The 21,127-nt window shown below is 68.7% G+C and carries 23 protein-coding genes; 21 read left to right on the forward strand and 2 right to left on the reverse strand.

The window, feature by feature from the left end; all coding sequences use genetic code 11:
- Positions 1 to 3: 3 nt before the first annotated feature.
- The 4 genes from flgK to K3A84_RS11495 are packed head-to-tail and all read left to right on the forward strand — an operon-like array spanning position 4 to position 4,018.
- The gene (gene flgK, locus K3A84_RS11480) at positions 4 to 1,359 is read left to right on the forward strand and encodes a flagellar hook-associated protein FlgK (protein ID WP_225009489.1); all 1,356 of its coding nucleotides are present in this window, start codon (positions 4 to 6) and stop codon (positions 1,357 to 1,359) included.
- Between the two features lie 7 nt (positions 1,360 to 1,366).
- Entirely contained in the window at positions 1,367 to 2,275 is a 909-nt protein-coding gene (locus K3A84_RS11485) for a flagellin N-terminal helical domain-containing protein (protein WP_225009490.1), read from the forward strand.
- A 24-nt stretch (positions 2,276 to 2,299) separates the two neighbouring features.
- A complete protein-coding gene (gene motA / locus K3A84_RS11490; RefSeq protein ID WP_225009491.1) occupies positions 2,300 to 3,163 on the forward strand; it encodes a flagellar motor stator protein MotA in 864 nt (287 codons plus the stop codon).
- A gap of 15 nt (positions 3,164 to 3,178) precedes the next feature.
- Positions 3,179 to 4,018, forward strand: a complete 840-nt coding sequence (locus K3A84_RS11495) for a flagellar motor protein MotB (protein WP_225009492.1) — start codon at positions 3,179 to 3,181, stop codon at positions 4,016 to 4,018.
- Positions 4,019 to 4,214: 196 nt separating this feature from the next.
- On the opposite strand, the gene K3A84_RS11500 is transcribed toward K3A84_RS11495, so the two are convergent.
- Together K3A84_RS11500 and K3A84_RS11505 are read right to left on the reverse strand one after the other, a co-directional pair.
- On the reverse strand, positions 4,215 to 4,613 hold the full coding sequence (locus K3A84_RS11500) for a MarR family winged helix-turn-helix transcriptional regulator (RefSeq protein WP_225009493.1): 399 nt from the start codon (positions 4,611 to 4,613) through the stop codon (positions 4,215 to 4,217).
- Positions 4,614 to 5,031: 418 nt separating this feature from the next.
- Positions 5,032 to 5,832, reverse strand: a complete 801-nt coding sequence (locus K3A84_RS11505) for a flagellin N-terminal helical domain-containing protein (RefSeq protein WP_225009494.1) — start codon at positions 5,830 to 5,832, stop codon at positions 5,032 to 5,034.
- Positions 5,833 to 6,077: 245 nt separating this feature from the next.
- On the opposite strand from K3A84_RS11505, the gene K3A84_RS11510 reads away from it, so the two are divergent.
- From K3A84_RS11510 to fliD, 17 genes are all read left to right on the forward strand, one after another.
- Positions 6,078 to 7,361: a sigma-54 interaction domain-containing protein gene (locus K3A84_RS11510; RefSeq protein WP_225009495.1), complete on the forward strand. Its 1,284-nt coding sequence runs from the start codon at positions 6,078 to 6,080 to the stop codon at positions 7,359 to 7,361.
- A complete protein-coding gene (gene fliE / locus K3A84_RS11515; RefSeq protein WP_225009496.1) occupies positions 7,358 to 7,723 on the forward strand; it encodes a flagellar hook-basal body complex protein FliE in 366 nt (121 codons plus the stop codon). Before K3A84_RS11510 ends, fliE begins: the two co-directional genes overlap by 4 nt.
- Before the next feature lie 3 nt (positions 7,724 to 7,726).
- Complete coding sequence (gene fliF / locus K3A84_RS11520; RefSeq protein ID WP_225009497.1) at positions 7,727 to 9,454, forward strand: flagellar basal-body MS-ring/collar protein FliF; 1,728 nt, start codon at positions 7,727 to 7,729, stop codon at positions 9,452 to 9,454.
- A gap of 5 nt (positions 9,455 to 9,459) precedes the next feature.
- Positions 9,460 to 10,476 carry a flagellar motor switch protein FliG gene (fliG, locus tag K3A84_RS11525; RefSeq protein ID WP_404823157.1) on the forward strand — a complete coding sequence of 339 codons (1,017 nt, stop codon included), beginning with the start codon at positions 9,460 to 9,462 and terminating at the stop codon, positions 10,474 to 10,476.
- On the forward strand, positions 10,469 to 11,104 hold the full coding sequence (locus K3A84_RS11530) for a FliH/SctL family protein (RefSeq protein WP_225009499.1): 636 nt from the start codon (positions 10,469 to 10,471) through the stop codon (positions 11,102 to 11,104). Before fliG ends, K3A84_RS11530 begins: the two co-directional genes overlap by 8 nt.
- Entirely contained in the window at positions 11,098 to 12,426 is a 1,329-nt protein-coding gene (locus tag K3A84_RS11535; protein WP_225009500.1) for a FliI/YscN family ATPase, read from the forward strand. The genes K3A84_RS11530 and K3A84_RS11535 overlap by 7 nt, the downstream gene beginning before the upstream one ends.
- On the forward strand, positions 12,416 to 12,838 hold the full coding sequence (locus K3A84_RS11540; protein WP_225009501.1) for a hypothetical protein: 423 nt from the start codon (positions 12,416 to 12,418) through the stop codon (positions 12,836 to 12,838). The genes K3A84_RS11535 and K3A84_RS11540 overlap by 11 nt, the downstream gene beginning before the upstream one ends.
- 67 nt (positions 12,839 to 12,905) lie before the next feature.
- Complete coding sequence (locus K3A84_RS11545; protein WP_225009502.1) at positions 12,906 to 14,492, forward strand: hypothetical protein; 1,587 nt, start codon at positions 12,906 to 12,908, stop codon at positions 14,490 to 14,492.
- A 31-nt stretch (positions 14,493 to 14,523) separates the two neighbouring features.
- Positions 14,524 to 15,129 (forward strand): flagellar basal body-associated FliL family protein, encoded by a 606-nt coding sequence (locus K3A84_RS11550; RefSeq protein ID WP_225009503.1) that lies wholly within the window; start codon positions 14,524 to 14,526, stop codon positions 15,127 to 15,129.
- Positions 15,130 to 15,166: 37 nt separating this feature from the next.
- Positions 15,167 to 16,063, forward strand: a complete 897-nt coding sequence (locus K3A84_RS11555; RefSeq protein ID WP_225009504.1) for a FliM/FliN family flagellar motor switch protein — start codon at positions 15,167 to 15,169, stop codon at positions 16,061 to 16,063.
- A gap of 13 nt (positions 16,064 to 16,076) precedes the next feature.
- Positions 16,077 to 16,355 carry a flagellar motor switch protein FliN gene (fliN, locus tag K3A84_RS11560; protein WP_225009505.1) on the forward strand — a complete coding sequence of 93 codons (279 nt, stop codon included), beginning with the start codon at positions 16,077 to 16,079 and terminating at the stop codon, positions 16,353 to 16,355.
- Positions 16,355 to 16,636: a flagellar biosynthetic protein FliO gene (locus K3A84_RS11565; RefSeq protein WP_225009506.1), complete on the forward strand. Its 282-nt coding sequence runs from the start codon at positions 16,355 to 16,357 to the stop codon at positions 16,634 to 16,636. The genes fliN and K3A84_RS11565 overlap by 1 nt, the downstream gene beginning before the upstream one ends.
- Positions 16,637 to 16,638: 2 nt before the next feature.
- Positions 16,639 to 17,427: a flagellar type III secretion system pore protein FliP gene (gene fliP / locus K3A84_RS11570; RefSeq protein WP_225009507.1), complete on the forward strand. Its 789-nt coding sequence runs from the start codon at positions 16,639 to 16,641 to the stop codon at positions 17,425 to 17,427.
- Positions 17,427 to 17,699 (forward strand): flagellar biosynthetic protein FliQ, encoded by a 273-nt coding sequence (locus K3A84_RS11575; RefSeq protein ID WP_225009508.1) that lies wholly within the window; start codon positions 17,427 to 17,429, stop codon positions 17,697 to 17,699. Before fliP ends, K3A84_RS11575 begins: the two co-directional genes overlap by 1 nt.
- 8 nt (positions 17,700 to 17,707) lie before the next feature.
- Positions 17,708 to 18,490, forward strand: coding sequence for a flagellar biosynthetic protein FliR (gene fliR, locus K3A84_RS11580; protein ID WP_225009509.1), 783 nt, complete (start codon positions 17,708 to 17,710; stop codon positions 18,488 to 18,490).
- A gap of 3 nt (positions 18,491 to 18,493) precedes the next feature.
- Positions 18,494 to 19,651 (forward strand): EscU/YscU/HrcU family type III secretion system export apparatus switch protein, encoded by a 1,158-nt coding sequence (locus K3A84_RS11585; protein WP_225009510.1) that lies wholly within the window; start codon positions 18,494 to 18,496, stop codon positions 19,649 to 19,651.
- 30 nt (positions 19,652 to 19,681) lie between these two features.
- Entirely contained in the window at positions 19,682 to 21,121 is a 1,440-nt protein-coding gene (gene fliD / locus K3A84_RS11590) for a flagellar filament capping protein FliD (RefSeq protein WP_225009511.1), read from the forward strand.
- The last annotated feature ends 6 nt before the right edge of the window (positions 21,122 to 21,127 follow it).

Consider the following 21,127-nt stretch of genomic DNA (forward strand, 5'->3'; position numbering starts at 1 on the left):
CCCATGTCGTCCGACCTGCTTTCGATCGGCCGCAGCGGCGTCAAGGCCGCGCGCATCGCGCTCGACGTCACCGCGCAGAACATCGCCAACGCCTCGACCGACGGATACGTGCGGCGCAGCGTCTCGCTGTCCGAGCTTTCGTCCACCGGCTTTCAGGGCACGGTGCGCGACATCTCGCTGTCGGGCGTGCGCGTCAGCCAGATCCAGCGCAACGCCGACGCCTTCCGCCAGTCCGAGGTGCGGCGCACCGGTGCCGACACCGCGCGCGCCGACGCCGAAGTGCAGGGGCTGGAAAGCATCGAGGCCGCGGTCGAGAATTCGAACGCCTATACCGCCGTCACCGGCTTCCTCAGTTCGTTGCAGCAATTGCGCCAGAACCCGACCGACACATCCTTGCGCGCTTCGGTGCTGGAGGCCGCGCGCAACGTGACCGGCACCTTCCAGATCGCCTCGCAGGAACTCGACGCGGTCGGCACCGGCCTGCGCTTCACCGCCTCGCAAGGGGTGACCGAGGTGAACCGGCTCGCCACCGAGCTGGCGCGCACCAACTTGCGGTTGAGCCGCGCGGCGGATGCCAGCAGCGACCAGTCGACGCTGCTCGACCAGCGCGACACGCTGTTGCAGCAGATCAGCCAGTATGGCGACGTGGCCACCACCTTTGCCAACGACGGCAGCGTGCAGGTGCGGCTGGGCGGCACGGGCGGCCCGCTGCTGGTCGACGGCGGCACAGCAAACGCGCTGAGCAGCACGACCGCCAGCAACGGCGCGATCAGCTTCAGCCTGGCCAACACGCCGACGACCTCCAGCGTGACGCTGTCGGGTGGATCGCTCGCCGGGCAATCGCTGGCGCTGACCAAGCTGGCGCAGATCCACGACGATCTCGACGCGCTGGTGAAGGACATCGTCACCACCGTGAACGCCGGCAACACGGCGGGCAGCGATCTGGATGGCAATGCCGGGGCAAACATCTTCGATCCCGCCGGGCTGACCGCCGCAACGATGACGCTGACCGCGACCAGCGGACGGCAGATCGCCACTGCCATCGCCGGAGCAGCGGCCGGCAGCCGCGACACGACCAACCTCGATGCCCTGCAAAGCGCGCTGAACGCCAAGGACCCGGCGATCGCGATGGACCAGGTGCTGTTCGACATTTCGGCCACGGTCAACGGCCGCAAGATCACGCGCGACGCGCTCAAGACCATTTCGGATTCGGCCAGCACCGCGCTTGCCGCGCAGTCGGGCGTCGATCTGGACACCGAAGCCGCCAATCTCGTGCGCTACCAGCAGGCGTTCCAGGCCTCGGGCCGGATCATGCAGGTGGCTACCACCCTTTTCGACACCCTGCTGAACATCAGGTAGCCCGCCCATGACGATCTTCGCCACCAGCACTAGCGCGTTCTTCGATCGCAGCGTGCTCGACCTCTCGTCGCTACGCTCGCAGGCCGAGCAGATCCAGAGCCAGGTAGGCTCGGGCGAGAAGCTGACCGCCTCGTCCGACGATCCGCTTGCCGCATCGCGCCTGCGCAACCTCGCGCGGACCGAGGCGCTGTCGCAGATCGATACGGCGGCGGCCAACCGCGCGACGTCCGACCTCAACCTCGTCGATTCGGCGCTGTCGGAGTTTGCAACCTTCATCACCCGCGCGCAGGAACTGGCGACGCAGGCCGCCAGCGGAACGCTGACCGACAGCCAGCGCAAGTCGATCGGCACCGAACTGTCGCAGATCCACGGCAACCTCGTCTCGCTGGCCAACACGCGCGACAGCGCGGGCCACGCGCTATTCGGCGGGGACACGGCGGGCGATGCCTACCAGGCCGATGGCACCTACATCGGCACCGGCGCGGCCGGAATCCTGCAACTGGGCGACGGGCAATCGGTGGCGCGCAGCTTTACCGGGCCGGAGCTCCTGACCTTCAAGTCGGGCGGCGCGACCAAGGACCTGTTCAGCACGATCAAGGGGCTGGCCGATACGCTGAGCGCGGGCGGCACGGGCGCGGCGGCGGCGGCCAACGCGGCGCTGACAACGCTGAACGACGGGCTGGATTCGATCACCACCGCGCAGACCGTGCTGGGCGCACGGCTATCGTGGATCGACCTCAACACCCAGCGCCAGCAGGTGATGGGCGAGGCGCGTTCTGAAGAGCAGACCCAGTTGGGCGCGACCGACCTGACCACGGCGCTGACGCGCCTGAGCGAGCTGTCGACAGTGCTGCAGGCCAGCCAGGCGAGCTTTGCCCGGCTGTCCAACCTGTCGCTGTTCGACCTTCTCAAGTAACCGATTCAAGGGGCTCCCCCACCCATGTACGCAGGCATCGGCATCGTTGTTCTTCTGGCAATGGTCTTCGGCGGCTTCGCCATCACCGGCGGCGCGCTCGGCCCCGTCATGGAGGCGATCCCGCACGAAATGCTGATCATCGGCGGTGCCGCGCTGGGCGCGACGATCACCGGCAATTCGCTGCACGAGCTGAAGGGCATCGGCGCGGGGTTCGGCAAGGTGTTCAAGGGCCCCAAGCACAACAAGCAGGACCACGTCGACGCGATCGTGCTGTGCACCAAGCTGATGAAGATCCTGCGCTCGGACGGCCCGGTGGCGCTGGAAAGCCATGTGACCGACCCCAAGAACTCGCCGATCTTCGCCGAATATCCGCGCCTTCTGGGCAATTCGGCGCTGATCGCGCTGATCTGCGACACGCTGACGCTGATCGTGGTGTCTTCGGGCACGCTGGAAGTCCACGCCGTCGAAGACGTGATGGACCACGCGATGAAGACCCACTTCCATGAAGAAAGCGAAGCCCACCACGCCTTGCAGGGTCTGGCCGACGCCCTGCCCGCGCTCGGCATTGTCGCGGCGGTGCTGGGCGTGGTCAAGACCATGGGCTCGATCGACAAGCCGCCTTCGATCCTGGGCGCTATGATCGGCTCGGCGCTGGTCGGCACTTTCATGGGCGTGCTGCTGGCCTATGGCATGGTCGCGCCGCTGGCGGGCCGGCTCAAGCAGGTGCTCGATCAGGACGAGATGATCTTCCAGGCGGTCAAGCAGGTGATCGTGGCAAGCCTGCACGGCTGGCCGCAGCCGCTGGTGGTCGAATCGGCGCGCTCCGGCCTTGGCCATGCCTTCCGCCCCGGCCTGTCCGAACTGCTCGACGCGCTGCGCGGCCGGTAAGAGGCGGGCAAACCCATGGCAAAAGCGCCCAAGGGCAAGGCGGAACCGCCCAAGCCGATCATCGTCAAGAAGATCACCGTCGTGGCCGGTGGCCATCACGGCGGCGCATGGAAGGTGGCCTATGCCGACTTCGTGACCGCGATGATGGCGTTCTTCCTGCTGATGTGGCTGCTGGGCGCGACGACCGAAAAGCAGCGCAAGGGCATTGCCGACTATTTCACGCCGACGCTGGTCAAGATGAAGGAAGGCAGCGCGGGCTCCTATGGCCTGCTGCAAGGGTCCTCGCTCACCGATTCGGACACCTACCAGTATCGCGCCGGGCAGACCGGCACCAAGACGCTGACCATCCCGCGCGACGCCACCGGCGGGGCCAAGGATGGCGGGTCCAAGGTCAAGCGCACCGCCGCCCTGCAACAGAAATTGCAGCAGAAGCTGGCCGCCAGCGAAAAGCTCAAGAAGCTGTCGCGCCAGGTGCGCATGACGATGACACCCGAAGGTATCCGGCTCGATCTCGTCGACGACGCCAAGTTCTCGATGTTCCGCCTCGGCACCACGATCCTGACGCCCGACGCGCTCGAACTGGTCATGGCGATCGGGCAGGTGCTGGCACCCGATCCCTCCGGCATGACCGTGCGCGGCCACACCGATTCGCTGCAATGGAAGCCGGGCGATGCGGCCAACAACTGGTCGCTTTCGGCCGGGCGTGCCGAAGCCACGCGCCAGGCGCTGATGCGCAGCGGCATCGCGGAGTCCCGTTTCCAGCGCATCGAGGGCGTGGCCGACAAGGAACCGCTGGTGCAGGACAACCCTGCCGACCCGCGCAACCGTCGGATGTCGATCCTCCTGCTGAACTGACCCCTGGCTGTTTGCACGCCGCCGCCCCTCGCGGTTGCGGGAGGAAAGGGCGTCGTGGCGCGCTGACGACGCATGCCGGCGCTGTGCAACAGCGACATCGCCGCCGGCGTGCTGCTTCACGCATGGCGCCAGTCCGACAGGCGATCTTCCGGCCCCCGCAATTGCCGAGCAGCCGCCAGGCGGTGCCCGCCCTCGCCTAATCTGCGGGACGGTTGGCCATGCCAGCGAAATAGGCGCTCATGTCGCGCCGGGCGGTGGGGGTCAGCGCGATCCACACGCGGCGTGCATCGCTGGCATCGGCCTTGCGACTGACGAGCCCCCTTGTTTCGAGCACCTGGAGCCAACGCAGGCCGGTGGCCACCGGCACGTTCGCGCCGATGCACGCGCTGGTCGTGGAGACCTGCCGCTTTTCGCAGGCCGCGATGTAGAGATCGAGCAGCATGTCCCATGCCGGCTCGCCGAACAGATCGGCGCCGAAGTGCTGGCTGCGGCGCTGCCGGTCGCGGTAGAGCTTGCGCGCCATTTCCAGCGCGGTTTCGTTCGCCGCCGCCGGCACGGGCGATGGCAACCCGATGAGCGTGGGACCGTTGAGCATTGGATCCTTGAGCGCGGGGGCGCTCGTTTCATTCCTGCGCGCCCGTTGATGCGAAGCCATGCGACCGTCTCTCGTTGTGGGAAGGACGCATGGCCAATGACCGTATCGCCCTACCGATTACTCACCGCATTCGATCAAAACATTGCATAAACAATAACATAATAATGTCCGAAACGGACCTCACTGCCAGGAACGGCAGATTTCCGCGATTTTGGAAATCGATTGTCATACTTTTGGATAGGTCGGTGCCATCGGTCCGCCGCCTGCCGTACCGGAAACCGCCGCCTGCGGCCGGATCGGCGCGCGCCCTGCGAATCGGGCGGCCTGTCACCAGACGCAGCAAGCCCGAAACCCGGCGATCGGGGGGATCGCCGGGTCCGGGCCGCCTGGTGGAGACAGGCGATTGTGGCAGGTGGCCTTAGCGCAGCAGCGACAGCACGTTCTGCTGGCTCTGGTTGGCCTGCGCGATCATCGCGGTCGAGGCCTGCGCCAGGATCTGCGCCTTGGCCATCGCGGTGGTTTCGGCCGAGTAGTCGGTGTCCTGGATGCGCGAACGCGCGTCGGACAGGTTGGTGATGTTGTCGTTGAGGTTGTTCACCACCGATTCGAGGCGGTTCTGACCCGCACCGAACGAAGCACGCGCGGCGTTGACTTCACCGAGCGAAGTATCGGCATCGGTGATCGCCGTGGTGGCGCCGGCAACCGACGTCACGTCGAACGTCACGGCAGCGATGCCCTTGCTGGTGATGTCCACTGTGTCACCCGTTTCCGCGCCGACCTGGATCGACACGGTCGAATCCGCCGTGCCGAACACGGCGTTGCCGTTGAACTTGGTGTTGGTCAGCACGTTGTTGATCTGGGTCGAAAGCTCCTGCACTTCCGAGTCCATGTAGCCGCGGTCGGTGTCGGTGTAGGTGGCCGACTTCGACTGCACCGACAGCTCGCGCACGCGCTGCAGCATGTTGGTCACTTCGTTGAGCGCGCCTTCCGCCGTCTGCGCCAGCGAGATGCCGTCGTTGGCGTTGCGCACACCCTGGCTCATGCCCTTGATCTGCGCCGTCATCGTGGTGCTGATGGCCAGGCCCGCGGCGTCGTCCTTGGCGCCGTTGATGCGCTTGCCGGTCGACAGGCGCTCCATCGCGGTGCTGGCCATCTTCGAAGCCGAGTTCGAAGCGTTGGCAGCCTTGATGGCGCTGATGTTGGTGTTGATAACCGCCATGTTTTCTCTCCAGTGAGATCGTTCCCGAAAGACTGCCGGACCGTCGAGGATGCACCGTCGAGGGTTTGGGCCGTCGAGGCAAAGACCGGCAAGAAGCTGCCGGGATTAAGGGTGCCGCCTGCCGGAAACTGCCGCCCCCTGGGGCTGACACTAAGGGAAAGCCCGCGCCTTAAAGTTCCCGCCCGTTTGACGTTTTCGCGCGAAAAGACCGCTCGGAAGACATGGTTAAGACGGGGGTCCATCCAATGAGTCGCGAAGCAGGTCGATTGCACATCTCGGAAGCCGCAGGCCGGCTCCACGCTCCGCTGGCGCAACGCGCGGCGGGCGTGGTGACCAGCTTCGGCGGGGCCGAGGTGGAGCTGCGCGACATATCCGACCGGGTTCCGGCCGACCCGCGCCGGGCGCAGGTCGTGCTCGAACGCGCAGATTCCTGCGGAATCGCACGGCTCGCGGGCGGGCAACGGATAGTGCTGCGCCACAACGATGGCGCATCGCCCACCGCGCTGGCCGCGCTGCTGGCCTGCGCCGCGCGCCCCGGCACGCCGATCGCCGCCGATCCCGAAAGCCTTTCGGTGCTGGCGCTGGCCGAGCGAATCGCCGTCAGCGAGATCCCGGTGCTGATCAACGGGCCGACCGGCACCGGCAAGGAAGTGTTGAGCCGCTTCATCCACGACCGCTCCCCCCGGTCGGGCAAGCCGTTCATCGCGATCAACTGCGCGGCCATGCCCGAAACCATGCTCGAAGCCATGCTGTTCGGCCACCAGAAGGGCGCCTTCACCGGCGCCAATGCGGCAGGCGAAGGCTTCTTCCGCGCCGCCGACGGCGGTACGCTGCTGCTCGACGAAATCGCCGAAATGCCGCTGTCGCTCCAGGCCAAGCTGCTGCGCGCGCTGCAGGAAAGCGAAGTGGTGCCGATCGGCGCGACCACCCCGGTCAAGGTCGACGTGCGCGTGATCGCCTGCGCCAACCGCGACCTGCCGCTGGAAGTTGCCGAGGGGCGCTTCCGCGCGGACCTCTACTACCGGCTCAACGTGTTCCCGCTCGCACTGCGCCCGCTGTGCGAGCGCGTGGAGGACATAGCCCCGCTGGCCTTCGCGCTGATGCTGCGCCACGTGCCCGCGGGCCGCGTGCTGCCGTGGATCAGCGAGGCCGCGCTGGCAGTGCTGGCCTGCCATGCCTGGCCCGGCAACGTGCGCGAACTGGAAAACGTGATCCGCCGCGCACTGCTGCTGGCGGGCGATGCGGCCGAGATCGGCCCCGAACACATCGCCTTCGACCAGACGGTGCGGCTGGCGGGCGAGGCCCCGGCGCGGGAGGTCACGACACAAGCGACGGGCGGCAAGCTGTCGAACATCGTCCAGCTGTCCGAAGCGCGCGCGATCCTTGCCACGCTCGAAGCCTGCGGCGGCAGCCGCGTCGCCGCCGCGCGCCAGCTCGGCATTTCCGAGCGCACGCTGCGCTATCGTCTCGCCAGCTTCCGCGAGGCGGGTATCGCCACCGGCAGCGCCGTTGCGGGAGGCCGGCGATGAGCGGCATCGGCGCCATCGGCGGCGCAACCGGCGTCCAGCAGATCATGGCCCTGCGCCAGCAGATCGTCGAACGCTCGCAGCTTCTCCAGCAGATCAGGAATCCCGGCGATGCCGCGGCGGAGACCGAGGGCACCAGCCCGGCAGGCGGGTTCACCGGCGCGCTCAAATCCGCGCTCGAACAGGTCTCGGCCACGCAAGGCAAGGCCGATGCATTGAGCGAGGCCTATGAAAAGGGCGAAGTGACCGACGTGGCCAAGGTCATGCTGGCGCGGCAGGAATCGGGCGTCGCGTTCGAAGCGACGCTGCAGGTGCGCAACAAGCTGCTGACCGCGTACCAGGACATCATGCGGATGGGGATCTGATAGATGGCGGACCTTGTTCCCGCATCTGCCGCCGGTCTGCCAGCGCCATCGCTGCTGGCGCCGTTGACCGATCCTGCCGGCGGTTCGGCGCTGACCCGCGTGGGCGCGTTCCTCGGCCAGCCCCCCGTACGCCGCTCGCTGCCGTGGTTCGGCGGCGTGGCGGCGGCGGGGCTGACCGGCCTGCTATGGCTGACCATGGCCCCTGCTCCGCAGCGCGTGCTCTATTCCGACCTTTCCGACAGCGAGCGCGCACAAGTGGTCGCCGCGCTCGACAAGGCGTCGATTCCCTACACCATCGACAATTCGACCGGCGCGCTCTCGGTGGGCGAGGACGATCTCTACAAGGCGCGCATGGTCGCCGCATCGGACGGCGCGCTGGCGACGCCCGAGACCGGCGAGCAGATGATCGACAAGCTGCCGATGGGCGCCAGCCGCACCGTCGAGGGCGAGCGGTTGCAGGCCGCGCGCGAGCGCGAGCTGGAACTGACCGTAATGCAGATCGACGGGGTGGAAGCGGTGCGCGTGCATCTGGCCGAACCCGAAAAGTCGGTGTTCGTGCGCGACAGCGCCGCGCCATCGGCCTCGGTCATGGTCAAGCTGGCGCGCGGGCGGCAGTTGTCCGACAGCCAGGTCTCGGCGATCGTCAACCTCGTCGCCGCCTCGGTGCCGGGGCTCGCCGTCGATGCGGTGCGGGTGATCGACCAGCACGGGCGGCTGCTGTCGTCTGACAAGCCGGGCGACAACGACCGGCTGGAGATGCAGGGCAGGCTGGAGGAAAAGCTGCGCCAGCAGGTTGCCCAACTGCTGACCCCGATGCTGGGCGACGGCAACTTCTCGTCCGAAATCCAGGTCGAGCTGGACATGGACCAGACGACCTCTGCGCGCGAAAGCTATGACAAGAACGGCGCGGTGCGGCAGGAATCGCAGAGCGCCTCGCAAAGCAGCGGGGCAGCAGGCGCGGCGGGCGTGCCCGGCGTGCTTTCGAACACGCCGCCGCCGCCGACAACCGCACAACCCGGCGCGCCGGGCGCAGCGCCTGCGGCACCGGGCGCGGCTCCCAGCCCCGCCCCGACCAATGGCGAAAGCGCTTCGACCAAGACCTACGAGCTGGGGCGCGAAGTCGCCGTGGTCAATGCCAGCCCCGGCAAGATCAAGCGGCTGTCGGTCGCGGTCGCGCTGTCGGCCGAAGTCATGGCCAAGGCCAAGCCCGCCGAGATCGAGCAGATCAAGCAGCTCGTCTCCGCCGCCGTGGGCGCCGACACCGCGCGCGGCGATCAGGTGGCCGTGGCGGTGCGCAGCTTCCGTCCGCTGGTGGTCGAGCCGCCCAAGTTCTGGGAGACCCCGTGGTTCGCCACGATCCTGCGCAATGCCGTGGCGCTGGTCGCGGTGCTGCTGACGCTGCTGCTGGGCGTGCGCCCACTGATCAAGGCGCTGAAGCGCGATCCGGCGGATCCGGCCGCGGCCGGCAGGAAGAAGAAGGGCAAGGCCGCCACCGGCGACGATGAGGACGACGACGACGTGGGAAACGGCGAGGATGAGGGCGGCGCAGGGCCCACCGGGGCCGCCGCGCAGCGCGCCGCGATCACTGACGCAAGGACCGGCCAGATCGATCCCGAACTGCTGAGCGCGCAAGTCAGCCTCGCGCAGAGGCTGGTCGCCGAAAAGCCCGACAGCGCGGTCGAAGCGCTGCGGCAGATGCTGAAAGAACCCGAAGAGGAAGGCGCGCGATGAGCGAGATGAGCGCAATCGAGGGGGCGGCGATCAGCGATCCCGAACGCGCAGCGGTGATGGTGATGCTGCTGGAGGACGATCAGGCTGCGCACCTGCTGTCTCAGCTCGAACCCGGCGAACTGCGCCTGCTGGGCGAGAAGATGTGCGCGCTGGGCGAGATCGGGCCGCGCACCATCGCGCAGGCGATCGTCGGCTTCGTCGAAAAGACCGAGAAGCTGGGCCTGACCGCGCACGATCGCGTGGGCCAGGTCCGCTCGCTGATGACCCGCGCGGTGGGCGAGGTGAAGGCCGACAGCCTGATGCAACGCATCGCGCCCGAGGAAGCCAACAAGACCAGCTCGCTGGAACTCGCCCGCTGGCTGACGCCACAGGTGTTGGTCCCGCTGGTGCGCGACGAACACCCGCAGGCGATCGCGGTGCTGCTGGTGCAGCTCGATCCCGAAGTCGCCGCCGCCGTGCTGCACGCGCTGCCCGATGCGATCCAGCCGCAGGTGGTGCATCGCATCGCCACGCTGGGTCCGGTCGCGCCCGAGGCGATCGTGCTGCTGGAGGAAATGCTCGGCCGCCGGATCACCGAATGCCATGGCCGCGCCGCGCTGACCATGGGTGGCCCGCGCGAGGCGGCGGACATCATCAACGCGGCGGCACGCGCGGTCGAAAAGCGCGTGATGCCGGAAATCGCCAAGCAGGACAAAGCGCTGGCCAAGGCGATCGAGAACGAGATGTTCAAGTTCGAACACCTCTACGTGCTCGACGACAAGTCGATGGGCTCGCTGCTGCGCGAGGTCGATTCGGACACGCTCATCGCCGCGCTCAAGGGCATTCCCGAAGACCAGCGCGACTGCTTTTTCCGCGCCATGTCCAGCCGCGCCGCCGATGGCGTGCGCGACGAGATCGCGGCGCGCGGGCGCATGAAGATGGCCGAGGTGATCGAGGCGCAGAAGGCGGTGGTCGCCGCCGCTCGCCGCCTCTCCGCCGAAGGCGTGATCGTGTTCGGCGCGGGCGACGACGACTATGTCTGAGCTGCTGCACGACCGCTTCGCCAGCGCCGCCCCACGCGCCTTCGCGCTGGCCGACCTGATCGGCGGCACCACCGGACCGTTTGCGCGCGATGCGCGCTTCGTACCTGCGGGCGAGCGAACGCAAGCCGAGGCCGCCGGTATCCCGCGCGCCGCGCAGGAAGACCCGCTGCAAGCCGCCTTTGCCGATGGCTACGCGCAAGGGGCAGACGATGCCCGCCGCGCCGCGCAGGTCGAGGCCGCCGAGGCCGATGCCGCGCGCCACCGCATCGAAACCGCGCTGGTGCGCATGGACGACGACCTGCTCCACCAGTTGCAGGACCGGCTGCGCCAGACCGTGCTGTCGCTGTGCGAGGCCGCGCTTGGCCCCGCCGCGATCGACGCCGAGGCACTGGCCCGCCGCGTGGCGACTGCTGCCGCGATGCTGGCGCGCGCCGAGGATGCGCGGGTGATCCGGCTCCATCCCGAAGACCTCGCGCTGGTCCATTCGCGCCTGCCCGAAGCCTGGCATTGCGAACCCTGCCCCACGCTCGAACGCGGCGCGATCCGCATCGAGGGCACGCAAGGCGGCGTGGAGGACGGCCCGGAACAGTGGCGGCGCGCAATCGAAGACGCGCTGCGGCAATGCTGAACCCGGCGTTCCCGCTGCTCGCCCGGTTCGAAGGCGCGCAGCCCGATTTCGCCCCGCGCCGCTATGGCCTGCTGTCGGCCTGCGACGGGGGGCTGCTTGAAGTGACCGGCCTGTCGGTGCCCATCGGCACGCAATGCCGCATTCCGCATGGGCAAGGCTCGCTCGCCGCCGAAGTGATCGGCTTTCGCAACGGCCATACCCTGATGATGCTGCTCGGCGATGCCGTGCTGCTGCGCCCCGGCGCGCGGGTGCGGCCAGAGGGGCGACCGGGAATGCTGCCCGTGGGCGAGGCCTTCCTGGGGCGCGCGGTCGATGGCGAGGGCAAGCCGATCGACGGCGGGCCCGAGATCGAGGCGGCGCGCGAATGGCCTTCGGGCGGGGTGCGCGCGGGCGCGCTCGACCGTTCGCCGGTCCGGCTCTCGTTCGATACCGGCGTGCGCTCGCTCAATGCGCTGACCACCTTCGGCGTCGGCCAGCGCATCGGCATCATGGCCGGATCGGGCGTGGGCAAGTCGGTGCTGCTGGACATGATCGCGCATGGGGCCGAGGCGGAGATCGTGGTCGTCGGCCTGATCGGCGAGCGCGCGCGCGAAGTGTCCGATTTCGTCGAGCGCCACATGCACGGATCGAAGCGCACGCGCAGCGTGGTGGTGGCGGTGCCCGCCGACCATGCGCCAAACTTGCGCATCCGCGGGGCGATGCTGGCGACGTGCATGGCCGAATACTTCCGCAGCCGTGGCAAGCGCGTGCTGCTGATCATGGATTCGCTGACCCGCGTGGCCCACGCCGGGCGCGAGATCGCGCTGCTGCTGGGCGAACCCGGCGCGGCGCGCGGCTATCCTCCTTCGGCGCTGGCCACGATCACCAAGCTGGTCGAACGCGCGGGCAATTCGGCGGCGAGCGGAGGCTCGATCACAGGCCTCTACACCGTGCTGGCCGACGGCGACAACCAGGACGATCCGGTGGTCGATACCGCGCGCTCGATCCTCGACGGGCATATCGTGCTGTCGCGCGATCTGGCGCAGCGCGGGCAATATCCGGCGATCGACATCGCCGCCTCGCTCAGCCGCGTGATGAGCGACATCACCGCCCCGGAACACCAGAAGCTTGCCCGCCAGTTCCGCGCGCTGGTCGCTACCTACGAAGCGAACCGCGATCTGGTGCTAATGGGCGCCTATCGCAGCGGGGCCGACCCCCAGCTCGATCGCGCGATTGCCATGCACGAGGCCTTGAGCGCGTTCCTCTCGCAACCACAGCGTGAAATCGTCGGGTTCGACGCAAGCGTTGCGGCGCTGATCGCGCTGCTCGGCCATGAAGGCTGAACGCGCCCGCCTCGCGCGGTTGCAGAGGCTCGAACGCATCCGCGACGTGGCCCGCCGCACCGCGCTGGCCGAAGCAGGCAAGGCCGAGGGCACGCTCGCGCAATTGGAAGCGCTGGGCCAGCGCACGCGCGGCCTCGTCGGCGATTATGCCGCGCGCAGCGATGCGCCCGACGCCGCCGCCCTGCAGCAATTGCACACGTTCGTGCGCGGACTGGAGCGCGTCGTTACCAGCACGGACCGCGACATCGCCCGCGCCCGCACGGTGGCTGACGCCCGCGCCGCAGAAGCTGCCGAAGCCGAGCGCCGCCGCGCCGCGGTGCAGGACCGTGCCGAGGACCAGGCCCGCCGCATCGCACGACTGATCGAGGCCGGTGCGACGCCCGTGGCCGCGCGCCGCAATCCGCATGGATAGGGGTGGAGCGTGCTTGGCACGGCTCTTGAATAGCAATTCACGAACCGCCGAACGAAAGCCCTGCCCGATGGTCGATGTTGCCGCCAATGCCGCCAGCCTGATGACCCTGCCGGGCACGGTGGCGCCCTCGTCGCAGGCACGAATGCCCATTGGCGATCCGTTTTCCGCCGCCTTCGCCGCCGCCGTCGTACAGGCCGCCGCAACGCCCGGCGCGGAGCAGGCGTCCTTGCCGACCGGCGATACCGCGCTGACGGATGACGCGGCGCAGCAGGCGCCGGCTTTGGGCATGACACCCGGCACCGCGCCCCGCATCGCCCTGCCGGTGATTGCCGCACGGCAAGAGCTTGCCGCCGCGCCGGTTGCCGTCTTGCCGGATGTCCCCGCTGTCACCGATCCCGATGTCGCACTGCTCCCTGTGGCCAAGCCGGATGTCGCCGGGCCGGCGGTGACGTCGCCGTTGCCGCGCGATCGCATCGGCAAAGGTCGTACCGAGGCGAAGGCCGACGACGAGCGCACCGCACCGCACGAGGACAAGCCTGCTGCGCCGGGTGAGGTCACGCAGCCTTCGGCCCTTGCGCTCGCCGCGCCGGCCAGCGCCGTTGCGGTTTCGCTTCGTCCTGCAGGGCAGGTCCCCAGCCCCTCGGCACAGTCGCGCGCCACGGCAGACGCCGCACCGACGGCGGGTGCGAACGTGCGCTTCGTGGCAAGGCCGATCGCCGCGCAAGCCGCAGTAGCCCGCGAGGCGCCGGTCCCGACCGCGATCAACCAGCCTGTTGCCGCACGCGGCCAGACGGCGGACGCAACCGCCGCCAAAGGCCTCGTTCCTGCCGATCTCGGCCTTACGCTTGAGCCGGGGCCGACGCCGCGCACCGTGGCGGCAGCCTCGACGCCGGCCCCGCCGGACGCCACCGCGCAGGCAGAAGCCCCGGTCGCGATGGCGTCGACATCGCCGCCCCCGATCGCTGCCACGCCCGATGATCGCCCCCAGAGCCCGCGCGCGGCGGCCGCGCCCTTGCAGGACGCGCTTGCCCGCATAACGCCGCCCGAGCGAATGCGCGCGGATCGCGGCAAATCTGCCTCGGCTGACATCGCGCCGGTCGCGGATGCCGCCCTCGCCGCCGCTCCCGCCGCAGCGCACGCCGCCCAGCCGGTCGATACCGGGCGCGAAGCCACTGCGGCCAGCCCGCGGCCCGCGCCGCAGCGCGTCGACGTGGCCACGCTGGTCGACACCATCGCCCGCGCGCGCGACGATGCGGCATCGCTCGCGCCGGTCGCAGTCGCGCTGACCCATGCCGAGTTCGGCAAGGTCTCGCTACGTTTCCGCAACGAGGACGACGGGCTGTCGGTGTCGATGACCAGCGCCGATCCGGGCTTCGCCCCTGCCGTCGCCGCAGCGGGCCAGGCGCAGGCCGCGCCCGACATGCGCCAGCAGCCGCAACCGCAGCAGGACGCGCCGCGCACCGATGCGCAGGGTCGTTCGGCCGACGCCCGCTCCGACATGAATGGCGCATCGGGCGGAAACGCATCGGGCCAGGCGGCCACGAACGGCGGCCAGCGCCAGGACGGCGGGCGCGCCACCTCCACTCCATCGCAACGCGGGAATGCGCGCAGCAGCGGCGAAAGCCCGCAGCCGCGCGACGGCATCTTCGCCTGATCCTGCCCTCTAGACCTTTCGGGAACCCAGCATGAGCGACAAGAAGGACAAGGACGCCAAGCCCAAGAAGAAGGGCGGCGGCAAGATGGTGATGATCCTCGGCGGCGCCGTGGCGATGCTCGCGATCGGCGGCGGCGGGGCTTATGGGCTGGTCGCGGCGGGCGTGATCGGCGGCGGCCACAAGGAAGAAGTCAAGGAAGACAACCGGCCCAAGCTGATCAAGAAGGGCGAGGAAGACCCCTACGCGCCCAAGGCCAAGGAAGGCGAAGGCGGCGAGGGCGGCGAAGGCAAGGAAATGGAGGGCGAAGGCGGCAGCGAATACCGCACGCTCTACTACAGCTTCGCCGACGACTTCACCTCGAACCTCAAGGACAGCGACGCGCTGGTCCAGCTCTCGGTCGCCTGCTCCACGCGGCGCGACTACCGCGTGATGGCGTGGCTCAAGAAGCACGAGCTGGCGATCCGATCGGCCCTGCTCGACGTGCTGGCCGAAACGCCCGAGGCCGACATTCAGAACAGCCAGGGCAAGGACCGCCTGCAGAAGCGCATGACCGCCGCGATCAACAAGGTGCTGACCCAGACCGAAGGGTTCGGCGGCATCGATGCGGTCTATTTCAAGTCCTTCATCGTCCAGTGAATTTTTCCAGCATCAGGACCAGCACGATCGTCACGCGATGAAGCCCGAACGTTCCCTTGTCGCCGAACGGCCACTGGCGCAGCACTGCGCCGAACTGGTCCGTTCCGGCCCCGGCCCGGCGGAGCTGCTGCCTGCCCTTGCCCGTGCGGGCGAGCGCATGGCGCGGGGCTTGCGCGGTGCGCTGGCGGGCTTGCTCGGCGGCGAACCGCCGATGGTCGAATGCGATGCCCCCGAAGACATGGCGCCTGCCGACCTGGCGGCGACGGTGCCGGGCCTTGCTGCCTGGAGCCTCTATGGCCTTGCCGGCGGCAGTGGTCGCCTGCTGTCGGCGGTCGATGCCGAAGCCGTGCTGCGGCTGGTCGACCGCGCGTTCGGTGGCCCCGGCGAAGCGCCCCACCCGTTGCCGCGCGAACTGCCGCTGTCGGCAGAGCTGATGGTGCAGCGCGTGGAAGCCGTGCTGGCCGCACAGTTCGCCGCCGCAGCAGGGCTGTCGCGCACGAATGCCGTCGCCGCGCTGCGCCGCGACAGCGATTTCGCGCAAGTGCAGCCCTTCGGCGCAGAGACGCGGCTGGCGGTGCTGACGCTGTCGATTTCCGAAGGGGGCCGCGCGCCGTGGCGGATGCGGCTGGCGCTGCCCTTCCCGATCCTGGCCGACCTGTTCACCGGCGCCGATCGCCCGGCGGGACGCCCGCGCCACGTCCAGCCGGCCGACCCGCTCGCAGCGCCCTATGCCGACCTTCCGCTGCTCGTCAGCGCGGTGCTGGTCGATGTCGCGCTGCCGCTCTCGGTGCTGTCCTCGCTCGAAGTCGGCCAGATCCTGTCCGTACCGATCGCGCGCAGCATCCCCTTGCGCGTCGCCGGGCGCACCGTGGCGCATGGCAGCATCGGCGCGGTCGACGATCGCGTCGCCGTCCAGCTTACCCAGCTTTCCTGAAGAAGAGGCATAGATGACCTTCCAGACCCGCGGCTTCGATTTCCTCAAGGACGTCGACGTCCGCCTGACCGTCGAACTCGGCCGCACCGACATGAAGCTCAAGGATGTGCTGGGCCTTGCCGAAGAAAGCGTGGTCATGCTCGACCGACTGACCGACGAGCTGCTCGACGTGATGGTCAATGGCAAGCTGATCGCGCGCGGCGAAGTCGTGGCCCAAGGCGACCGCTTCGGGCTGCGCATCGTCGAGCTGGTCGGCCAGCAGGCTGCCAGCCCGCGCGGGGAAGCCGCCTGATGCTGTGGTACATCCTCAAGCTGGTGATCCTGCTGCCGCTGATCGGCGGCCTTGCCTGGGCGAGCCTGAAGTTCGCCAAGCGGATGGAGGGCAAGTTCGGCACGCCTGCGGGCGCGCGGTCGGTCAGGATCGTGGAGACGCAGATGCTTTCGCCGACGCTGCGCATCGCGGTGCTGGAATTCCACGGGCGCGAGATCCTCGTCTCGGCGGGCAAGAACGGGCTGGTCCCGCTGGCAGAGGCCCCGGCGCGCGAAAGCGGCGGCGAAGGCGGCGAGGCCTGACCATGCGCTTCGTCTCGTTTCGCAGCGCACTGGCGCTTGCCGCGCTGCTGCTGCTGCCCGGGCTGGCCCATGCTGCCGCGGCTGCCCCCGGCTCGACCGCCGCCGCCATTCCGGGCGCGCTCGATCGCGCCTTCGGCCAGATCGCGGGTGCGCAGTCGGGGGGCAGCCTGTCGCTGTCGCTTCAGCTCCTGCTGATCATGGGGCTGTTGACGATCCTGCCCAGCCTGATCCTGATGATGACCAGCTTCACCCGCATCCTCGTGGTGCTGGGCATCCTGCGCCAGGCGCTGGGCCTGCAGCAGTCGCCGCCGAACCAGGTGCTGATCGGGCTGTCGCTGTTCCTGTCGCTGTTCGTGATGGCGCCAACGCTCGACAAGGTGAACCAGACCGCGATCAGCCCCTATTCGGCGGGCACAATCAATGCCGAACAGGCCATCGCCAATGCAGGCGGAGAGTTCCACAAGTTCATGATCCGCCAGACGCGCGAGCACGATCTGTCGATGTTCGCCGACATGGCGCACGCCCCCAAGTTCGCCAGCAGCGCCGACGTGCCGTTCTCGGTGCTGTTGCCAGCCTTCGTGACCAGCGAACTGAAGACCGCGTTCCAGATCGGCTTCATGCTGTTCCTGCCCTTCCTCGTGATCGACCTTGTGGTCTCCTCGGTGCTGATGAGCCTTGGCATGATGATGATGAGCCCGACGATCGTGTCGATGCCGTTCAAGCTGTTGCTGTTCGTGCTGGTGGATGGCTGGGCGCTGCTGATGGGCAGCCTTGCATCGAGCTTCGGCTGATGGACGACACCGCAACCCTTCTCGGCCTTGCCGACCGGATGCTGTGGGTCGCAGCGCTCGTCGCAGCGCCCGTGCTGCTGGCCAGCCTTGCCGTCGGTCTTGTCGTCGGCATCATCCAGGCCGCCACCTCGGTCAACGAACAGACGCTGACCTTCGTGCCCAAGCTGGCCATCACCGCGCTGGTGCTGGTGCTGCTGGGCGGGGCGATGCTCGGCCTTGTCGGAGACTTCCTGAAGGACGTGTTCGCGCAGATCGCGGCGACCGGGCGCTAGAGGCGGCGATGATCGCGCTCAACTTCGGCTTCGGTGCGCTGGAAGGCGAATTCTGGCGGCTGGTCTTCGTGATGACGCGCATCGCCGCCGCACTGTTCGCCGCGCCGCTGTTCGGCGCAACCACCGTGCCGCCGCAGGTGCGCGTGATGGCCAGCGGGGCCGTCGCCGTGCTGGTCTGCAACTGGACGAGCGTGGCCGCGCCGCCCAACCTGCTGTCGCTGGTGGGGATGCTGGCCGTCGCGCAGGAAGCGCTGATCGGCCTTGCCATGGGCTTCGTGCTGCAACTGTCGTTCGCCGCGCCGATCATCGCGGCCGAACTGATCGGCGGCGGCATGGGTTTGTCGATCGCGACCACCGCCGATCCGGTCAGCGGCGCACATTCGCCCGCGCTGGGGCAGTATTTCTCGGTCGTGCTGACCGTGCTGTTCCTCGGCCTTGGCGCGCATCTCAACTGGTTTTCGCTGCTGGTCGAGAGCTATCGTGCGTTCCCGCCGGGCTCCGCGTGGTTTTCGGGCGGGCGCATGGCGCTCGTCGCCGGGTTCGCCACGCAGATGTTCAGCACCGCGCTGCTGATCGCGCTGCCGGTGACGCTGCTTCTTCTGCTGGTGCAGGTGATGGCAGGGATCATCAGCCGCTCTGCCCCCAGCCTCAACCTGTTCTCGCTCGGCCTTCCGGCGAGCGTGCTGGCGGGCCTGCTCGCGCTGATCGCCTCGGCCCCGCTGCTGACCGACCGCCTGAGCGACCTTGCCCAGACCGCCGTCGCCCAGAGCGGCGCGCTGCTGGAGAAATAGGCCATGGCCGAAAGCGCGGGCGAAAAGACCTTTGCCCCAACCCCCAAGCGCAAGGAGGACGCCGCCAAAAATGGCGACGTCCTGCGCTCGCGCGAACTGACCACCGCCGTTTCGATTCTCGTGGGCGCGGTGTGGCTGCGGATGGCGGGACCCTGGATGCTGACCTCGCTGGGAGAGACCGCGCGGCGCGGCCTCGTGTGGGATCGCGCCAGTCTCGATGCCTACAACCCCGGCGCGTTGATCGTGCAGGCGCTGGAAGCGGTACTGCCGCCGCTGTTCGTGCTTGGCGGGCTGGTGCTGGCCGCGTCGCTGGCGGCGCAGCTCGGCCCCGGTGGCGAAGGGCGCTGGGTCGCGGCCAACCTTGCGCCCAAAGGTTCCCGGCTCAACCCGATGAACGGGTTCAAGCGCATGATCGGCCCACAGGGCTGGGTCGAGATCGGCAAGGGCCTTGCCAAGCTGGCGCTGCTCGGTGCGATCGCGTTTGCCTGGCTGCGCGGGCGGTTGCACGCGATGCTCGGCCTTGGCGGCGGCGAAGTGGTGGGGCAGCTGACGTATGCCTGGGACACGCTGCTGGCGCTGCTGTTCGCGCTGGGCGGCGGGCTGACGGTGATCGCGCTGATCGATTTCCCGATCCAGTGGGTACGCCGCTTCCTGCGCCTGCGGATGAGCCTTCAGGAAATCAAGGACGAGCACAAGGAAAGCGAAGGCAGCCCCGAAAAGAAGGCCGCGCAACGCCAGCGCCAGCGCGAGATCGCGATGGGCGGGATGCAGCGCGCGATGCGCGAGGCGCAATTCGTGATCACCAACCCGACGCACTTCTCGGTGGCGATGGTCTATGACCCCGCGCGCGCCTCGGCCCCGATCGTGCTGGCCAAGGGGCGCGGCGAAAAGGCGCTGGCGATGCGCGAGCTGGCGGCAGAGCTGCGCGTGCCGACGCTGGAATTTCCTGCGCTCGCCCGCTCGGTCTATTTCACCACGCGCGAGAACCAGACGATCCGCGAGGAACTGTACGCTGCGGTGGCTTCGGTGCTCGCTTTCGTGCTGTCGCTGAAGCGCGGCGAAAGCCCCCCCGCTCCGCGCGTCGACGTGCCGGTGGAAGTTCGCTTCGACGCCGAGGGGCGGCCCGAAATTCGCGGGGTGAAACCCGTCGAGGACGCTTAACATGCCCTCGCGCGCGCCGTTCTTGTCCGTATGACCACGACTTCAGCCACTTCGTCGACGTCTGCCACCGCGCAACTGGTCTCCACCCTGGGCGCAGGCAGCGGTATCGATACCGCCAGCCTCGCCGAACAGCTGGCCGCCGCGCAATTCGCGTCGCGGATCGACCAGATCGCCGCTCGCAACGACAAGCTGACGACGCAGATCTCCGCAGCCTCCACGCTCAAGGGCATGGTCACCACGCTCGCCTCCTCGTTCGGCGACCGGGTGCGTACCGGCGATCTTTCGAGCAGCCCGCTGATCGCCAACAGCGCGGTCGCCACGGTCAGCAAGGGCTCGCTGACCGGCAGCGGCACGGCCACGCTCGAAGTCACCGCCCTGGCGCGCGGCGCCACGCTGGTCTCGCCCGGCTTTCCCGCTGGCGCCAGCGCCACCCCCGGTTCGGGCACGCTGACGATCCGCTTCGGCACGATCTCGGGCAGCGCGCTCGTGCCCGACGCCGCGCGCGCGCCAGTCGACGTGACGATCGTGCAAGGGGCCACGCTGACCGACATTGCCAACGCGATCAACGCGAAGGGCGCGGGCGTCACCGCCTATGTCGCCACTGGCACCAGCGGCGCGCAACTGGTGCTCAAGGGCGCGGATGGCGCGGCCAATGCCTTTCAGATCGAAACCACCGAGGATCCTGCCGACCCGGGCCTTGCCGCACTCGGCTGGACGCCCGCCGCGGGCACCGCCCGGCTCAAGGTTCCGGCCAGCGATGCGGCCTATGTCCTTGATGGCGTGGCCAGCACGTCTGCCAGCAACACCATCACCGACGCGGCTCCCGGCCTGTCGCTCAAATTGACCGCCACCAACATCGGCGCGCCCACCACGATCACCTTCAGCGATCCGTCGAGCGCGATCCAGACCGCGATGGACGATCTCGTCGCGGCGCTCAACGAGATGGTGTCGGAGCTGAACACCGATACCAACCCCACGTCGGGGACGCTCAATGCCAATGCCGGCGCGCGCACGCTACGGCGCTCGCTGACCACGCTGGCGCTGGCGACGGTCATGCCGAACGCGGCCGGTGGCGAGCCCACCACGCTGTCCGACCTGGGCCTCAAGACCAACCGCGATGGCAGCTTCGCGCTGGATTCGACGCGCCTTGCGGCCACGCTGAAAAGCAGCCCGACCGGCGCGGCGAAGATGTTCACCAACGGCCTCTACGGCGTCTTTGCCACGCTCGACAAACTCGCGCGGACCACCACCGCCGACAACGCCAGTTCGCTGGGCGGCTCGATCACCACCATGACCGCGCTGAAACAGAAGCTGGTCACGCAGAAGAGCGACTTCGAAACCAAGCAGGAAGCGCTGCGCCAGAAGCTGGTCACGCAGTACGCGGGCCTCGATTCGCGCCTGTCGGGCTCGAAGTCCACGCTGTCGTTCCTGCAGGCGCAGGTCGCCGCCTGGAACGCGAAGTCGAACTGAGGAGGG

It is taken from the genome of Novosphingobium percolationis (genome assembly GCF_020179425.1).
In the GTDB taxonomy this organism is placed as follows: domain Bacteria; phylum Pseudomonadota; class Alphaproteobacteria; order Sphingomonadales; family Sphingomonadaceae; genus Novosphingobium; species Novosphingobium percolationis.

Bases quoted from the DNA above. Each gene is read 5' to 3' on its own strand.
- flgK (WP_225009489.1), top strand. From the start codon at position 4: ATGTCGTCCGACCTGCTTTCGATCGGCCGCAGCGGCGTCAAGGCCGCG.
- K3A84_RS11485 (WP_225009490.1), top strand. From the start codon at position 1,367: ATGACGATCTTCGCCACCAGCACTAGCGCGTTCTTCGATCGCAGCGTG.
- motA (WP_225009491.1), top strand. From the start codon at position 2,300: ATGTACGCAGGCATCGGCATCGTTGTTCTTCTGGCAATGGTCTTCGGC.
- K3A84_RS11495 (WP_225009492.1), top strand. From the start codon at position 3,179: ATGGCAAAAGCGCCCAAGGGCAAGGCGGAACCGCCCAAGCCGATCATC.
- K3A84_RS11500 (WP_225009493.1), bottom strand. From the start codon at position 4,613: ATGCTCAACGGTCCCACGCTCATCGGGTTGCCATCGCCCGTGCCGGCG.
- K3A84_RS11505 (WP_225009494.1), bottom strand. From the start codon at position 5,832: ATGGCGGTTATCAACACCAACATCAGCGCCATCAAGGCTGCCAACGCT.
- K3A84_RS11510 (WP_225009495.1), top strand. From the start codon at position 6,078: ATGAGTCGCGAAGCAGGTCGATTGCACATCTCGGAAGCCGCAGGCCGG.
- fliE (WP_225009496.1), top strand. From the start codon at position 7,358: ATGAGCGGCATCGGCGCCATCGGCGGCGCAACCGGCGTCCAGCAGATC.
- fliF (WP_225009497.1), top strand. From the start codon at position 7,727: ATGGCGGACCTTGTTCCCGCATCTGCCGCCGGTCTGCCAGCGCCATCG.
- fliG (WP_404823157.1), top strand. From the start codon at position 9,460: ATGAGCGCAATCGAGGGGGCGGCGATCAGCGATCCCGAACGCGCAGCG.
- K3A84_RS11530 (WP_225009499.1), top strand. From the start codon at position 10,469: ATGTCTGAGCTGCTGCACGACCGCTTCGCCAGCGCCGCCCCACGCGCC.
- K3A84_RS11535 (WP_225009500.1), top strand. From the start codon at position 11,098: ATGCTGAACCCGGCGTTCCCGCTGCTCGCCCGGTTCGAAGGCGCGCAG.
- K3A84_RS11540 (WP_225009501.1), top strand. From the start codon at position 12,416: ATGAAGGCTGAACGCGCCCGCCTCGCGCGGTTGCAGAGGCTCGAACGC.
- K3A84_RS11545 (WP_225009502.1), top strand. From the start codon at position 12,906: ATGGTCGATGTTGCCGCCAATGCCGCCAGCCTGATGACCCTGCCGGGC.
- K3A84_RS11550 (WP_225009503.1), top strand. From the start codon at position 14,524: ATGAGCGACAAGAAGGACAAGGACGCCAAGCCCAAGAAGAAGGGCGGC.
- K3A84_RS11555 (WP_225009504.1), top strand. From the start codon at position 15,167: ATGAAGCCCGAACGTTCCCTTGTCGCCGAACGGCCACTGGCGCAGCAC.
- fliN (WP_225009505.1), top strand. From the start codon at position 16,077: ATGACCTTCCAGACCCGCGGCTTCGATTTCCTCAAGGACGTCGACGTC.
- K3A84_RS11565 (WP_225009506.1), top strand. From the start codon at position 16,355: ATGCTGTGGTACATCCTCAAGCTGGTGATCCTGCTGCCGCTGATCGGC.
- fliP (WP_225009507.1), top strand. From the start codon at position 16,639: ATGCGCTTCGTCTCGTTTCGCAGCGCACTGGCGCTTGCCGCGCTGCTG.
- K3A84_RS11575 (WP_225009508.1), top strand. From the start codon at position 17,427: ATGGACGACACCGCAACCCTTCTCGGCCTTGCCGACCGGATGCTGTGG.
- fliR (WP_225009509.1), top strand. From the start codon at position 17,708: ATGATCGCGCTCAACTTCGGCTTCGGTGCGCTGGAAGGCGAATTCTGG.
- K3A84_RS11585 (WP_225009510.1), top strand. From the start codon at position 18,494: ATGGCCGAAAGCGCGGGCGAAAAGACCTTTGCCCCAACCCCCAAGCGC.
- fliD (WP_225009511.1), top strand. From the start codon at position 19,682: ATGACCACGACTTCAGCCACTTCGTCGACGTCTGCCACCGCGCAACTG.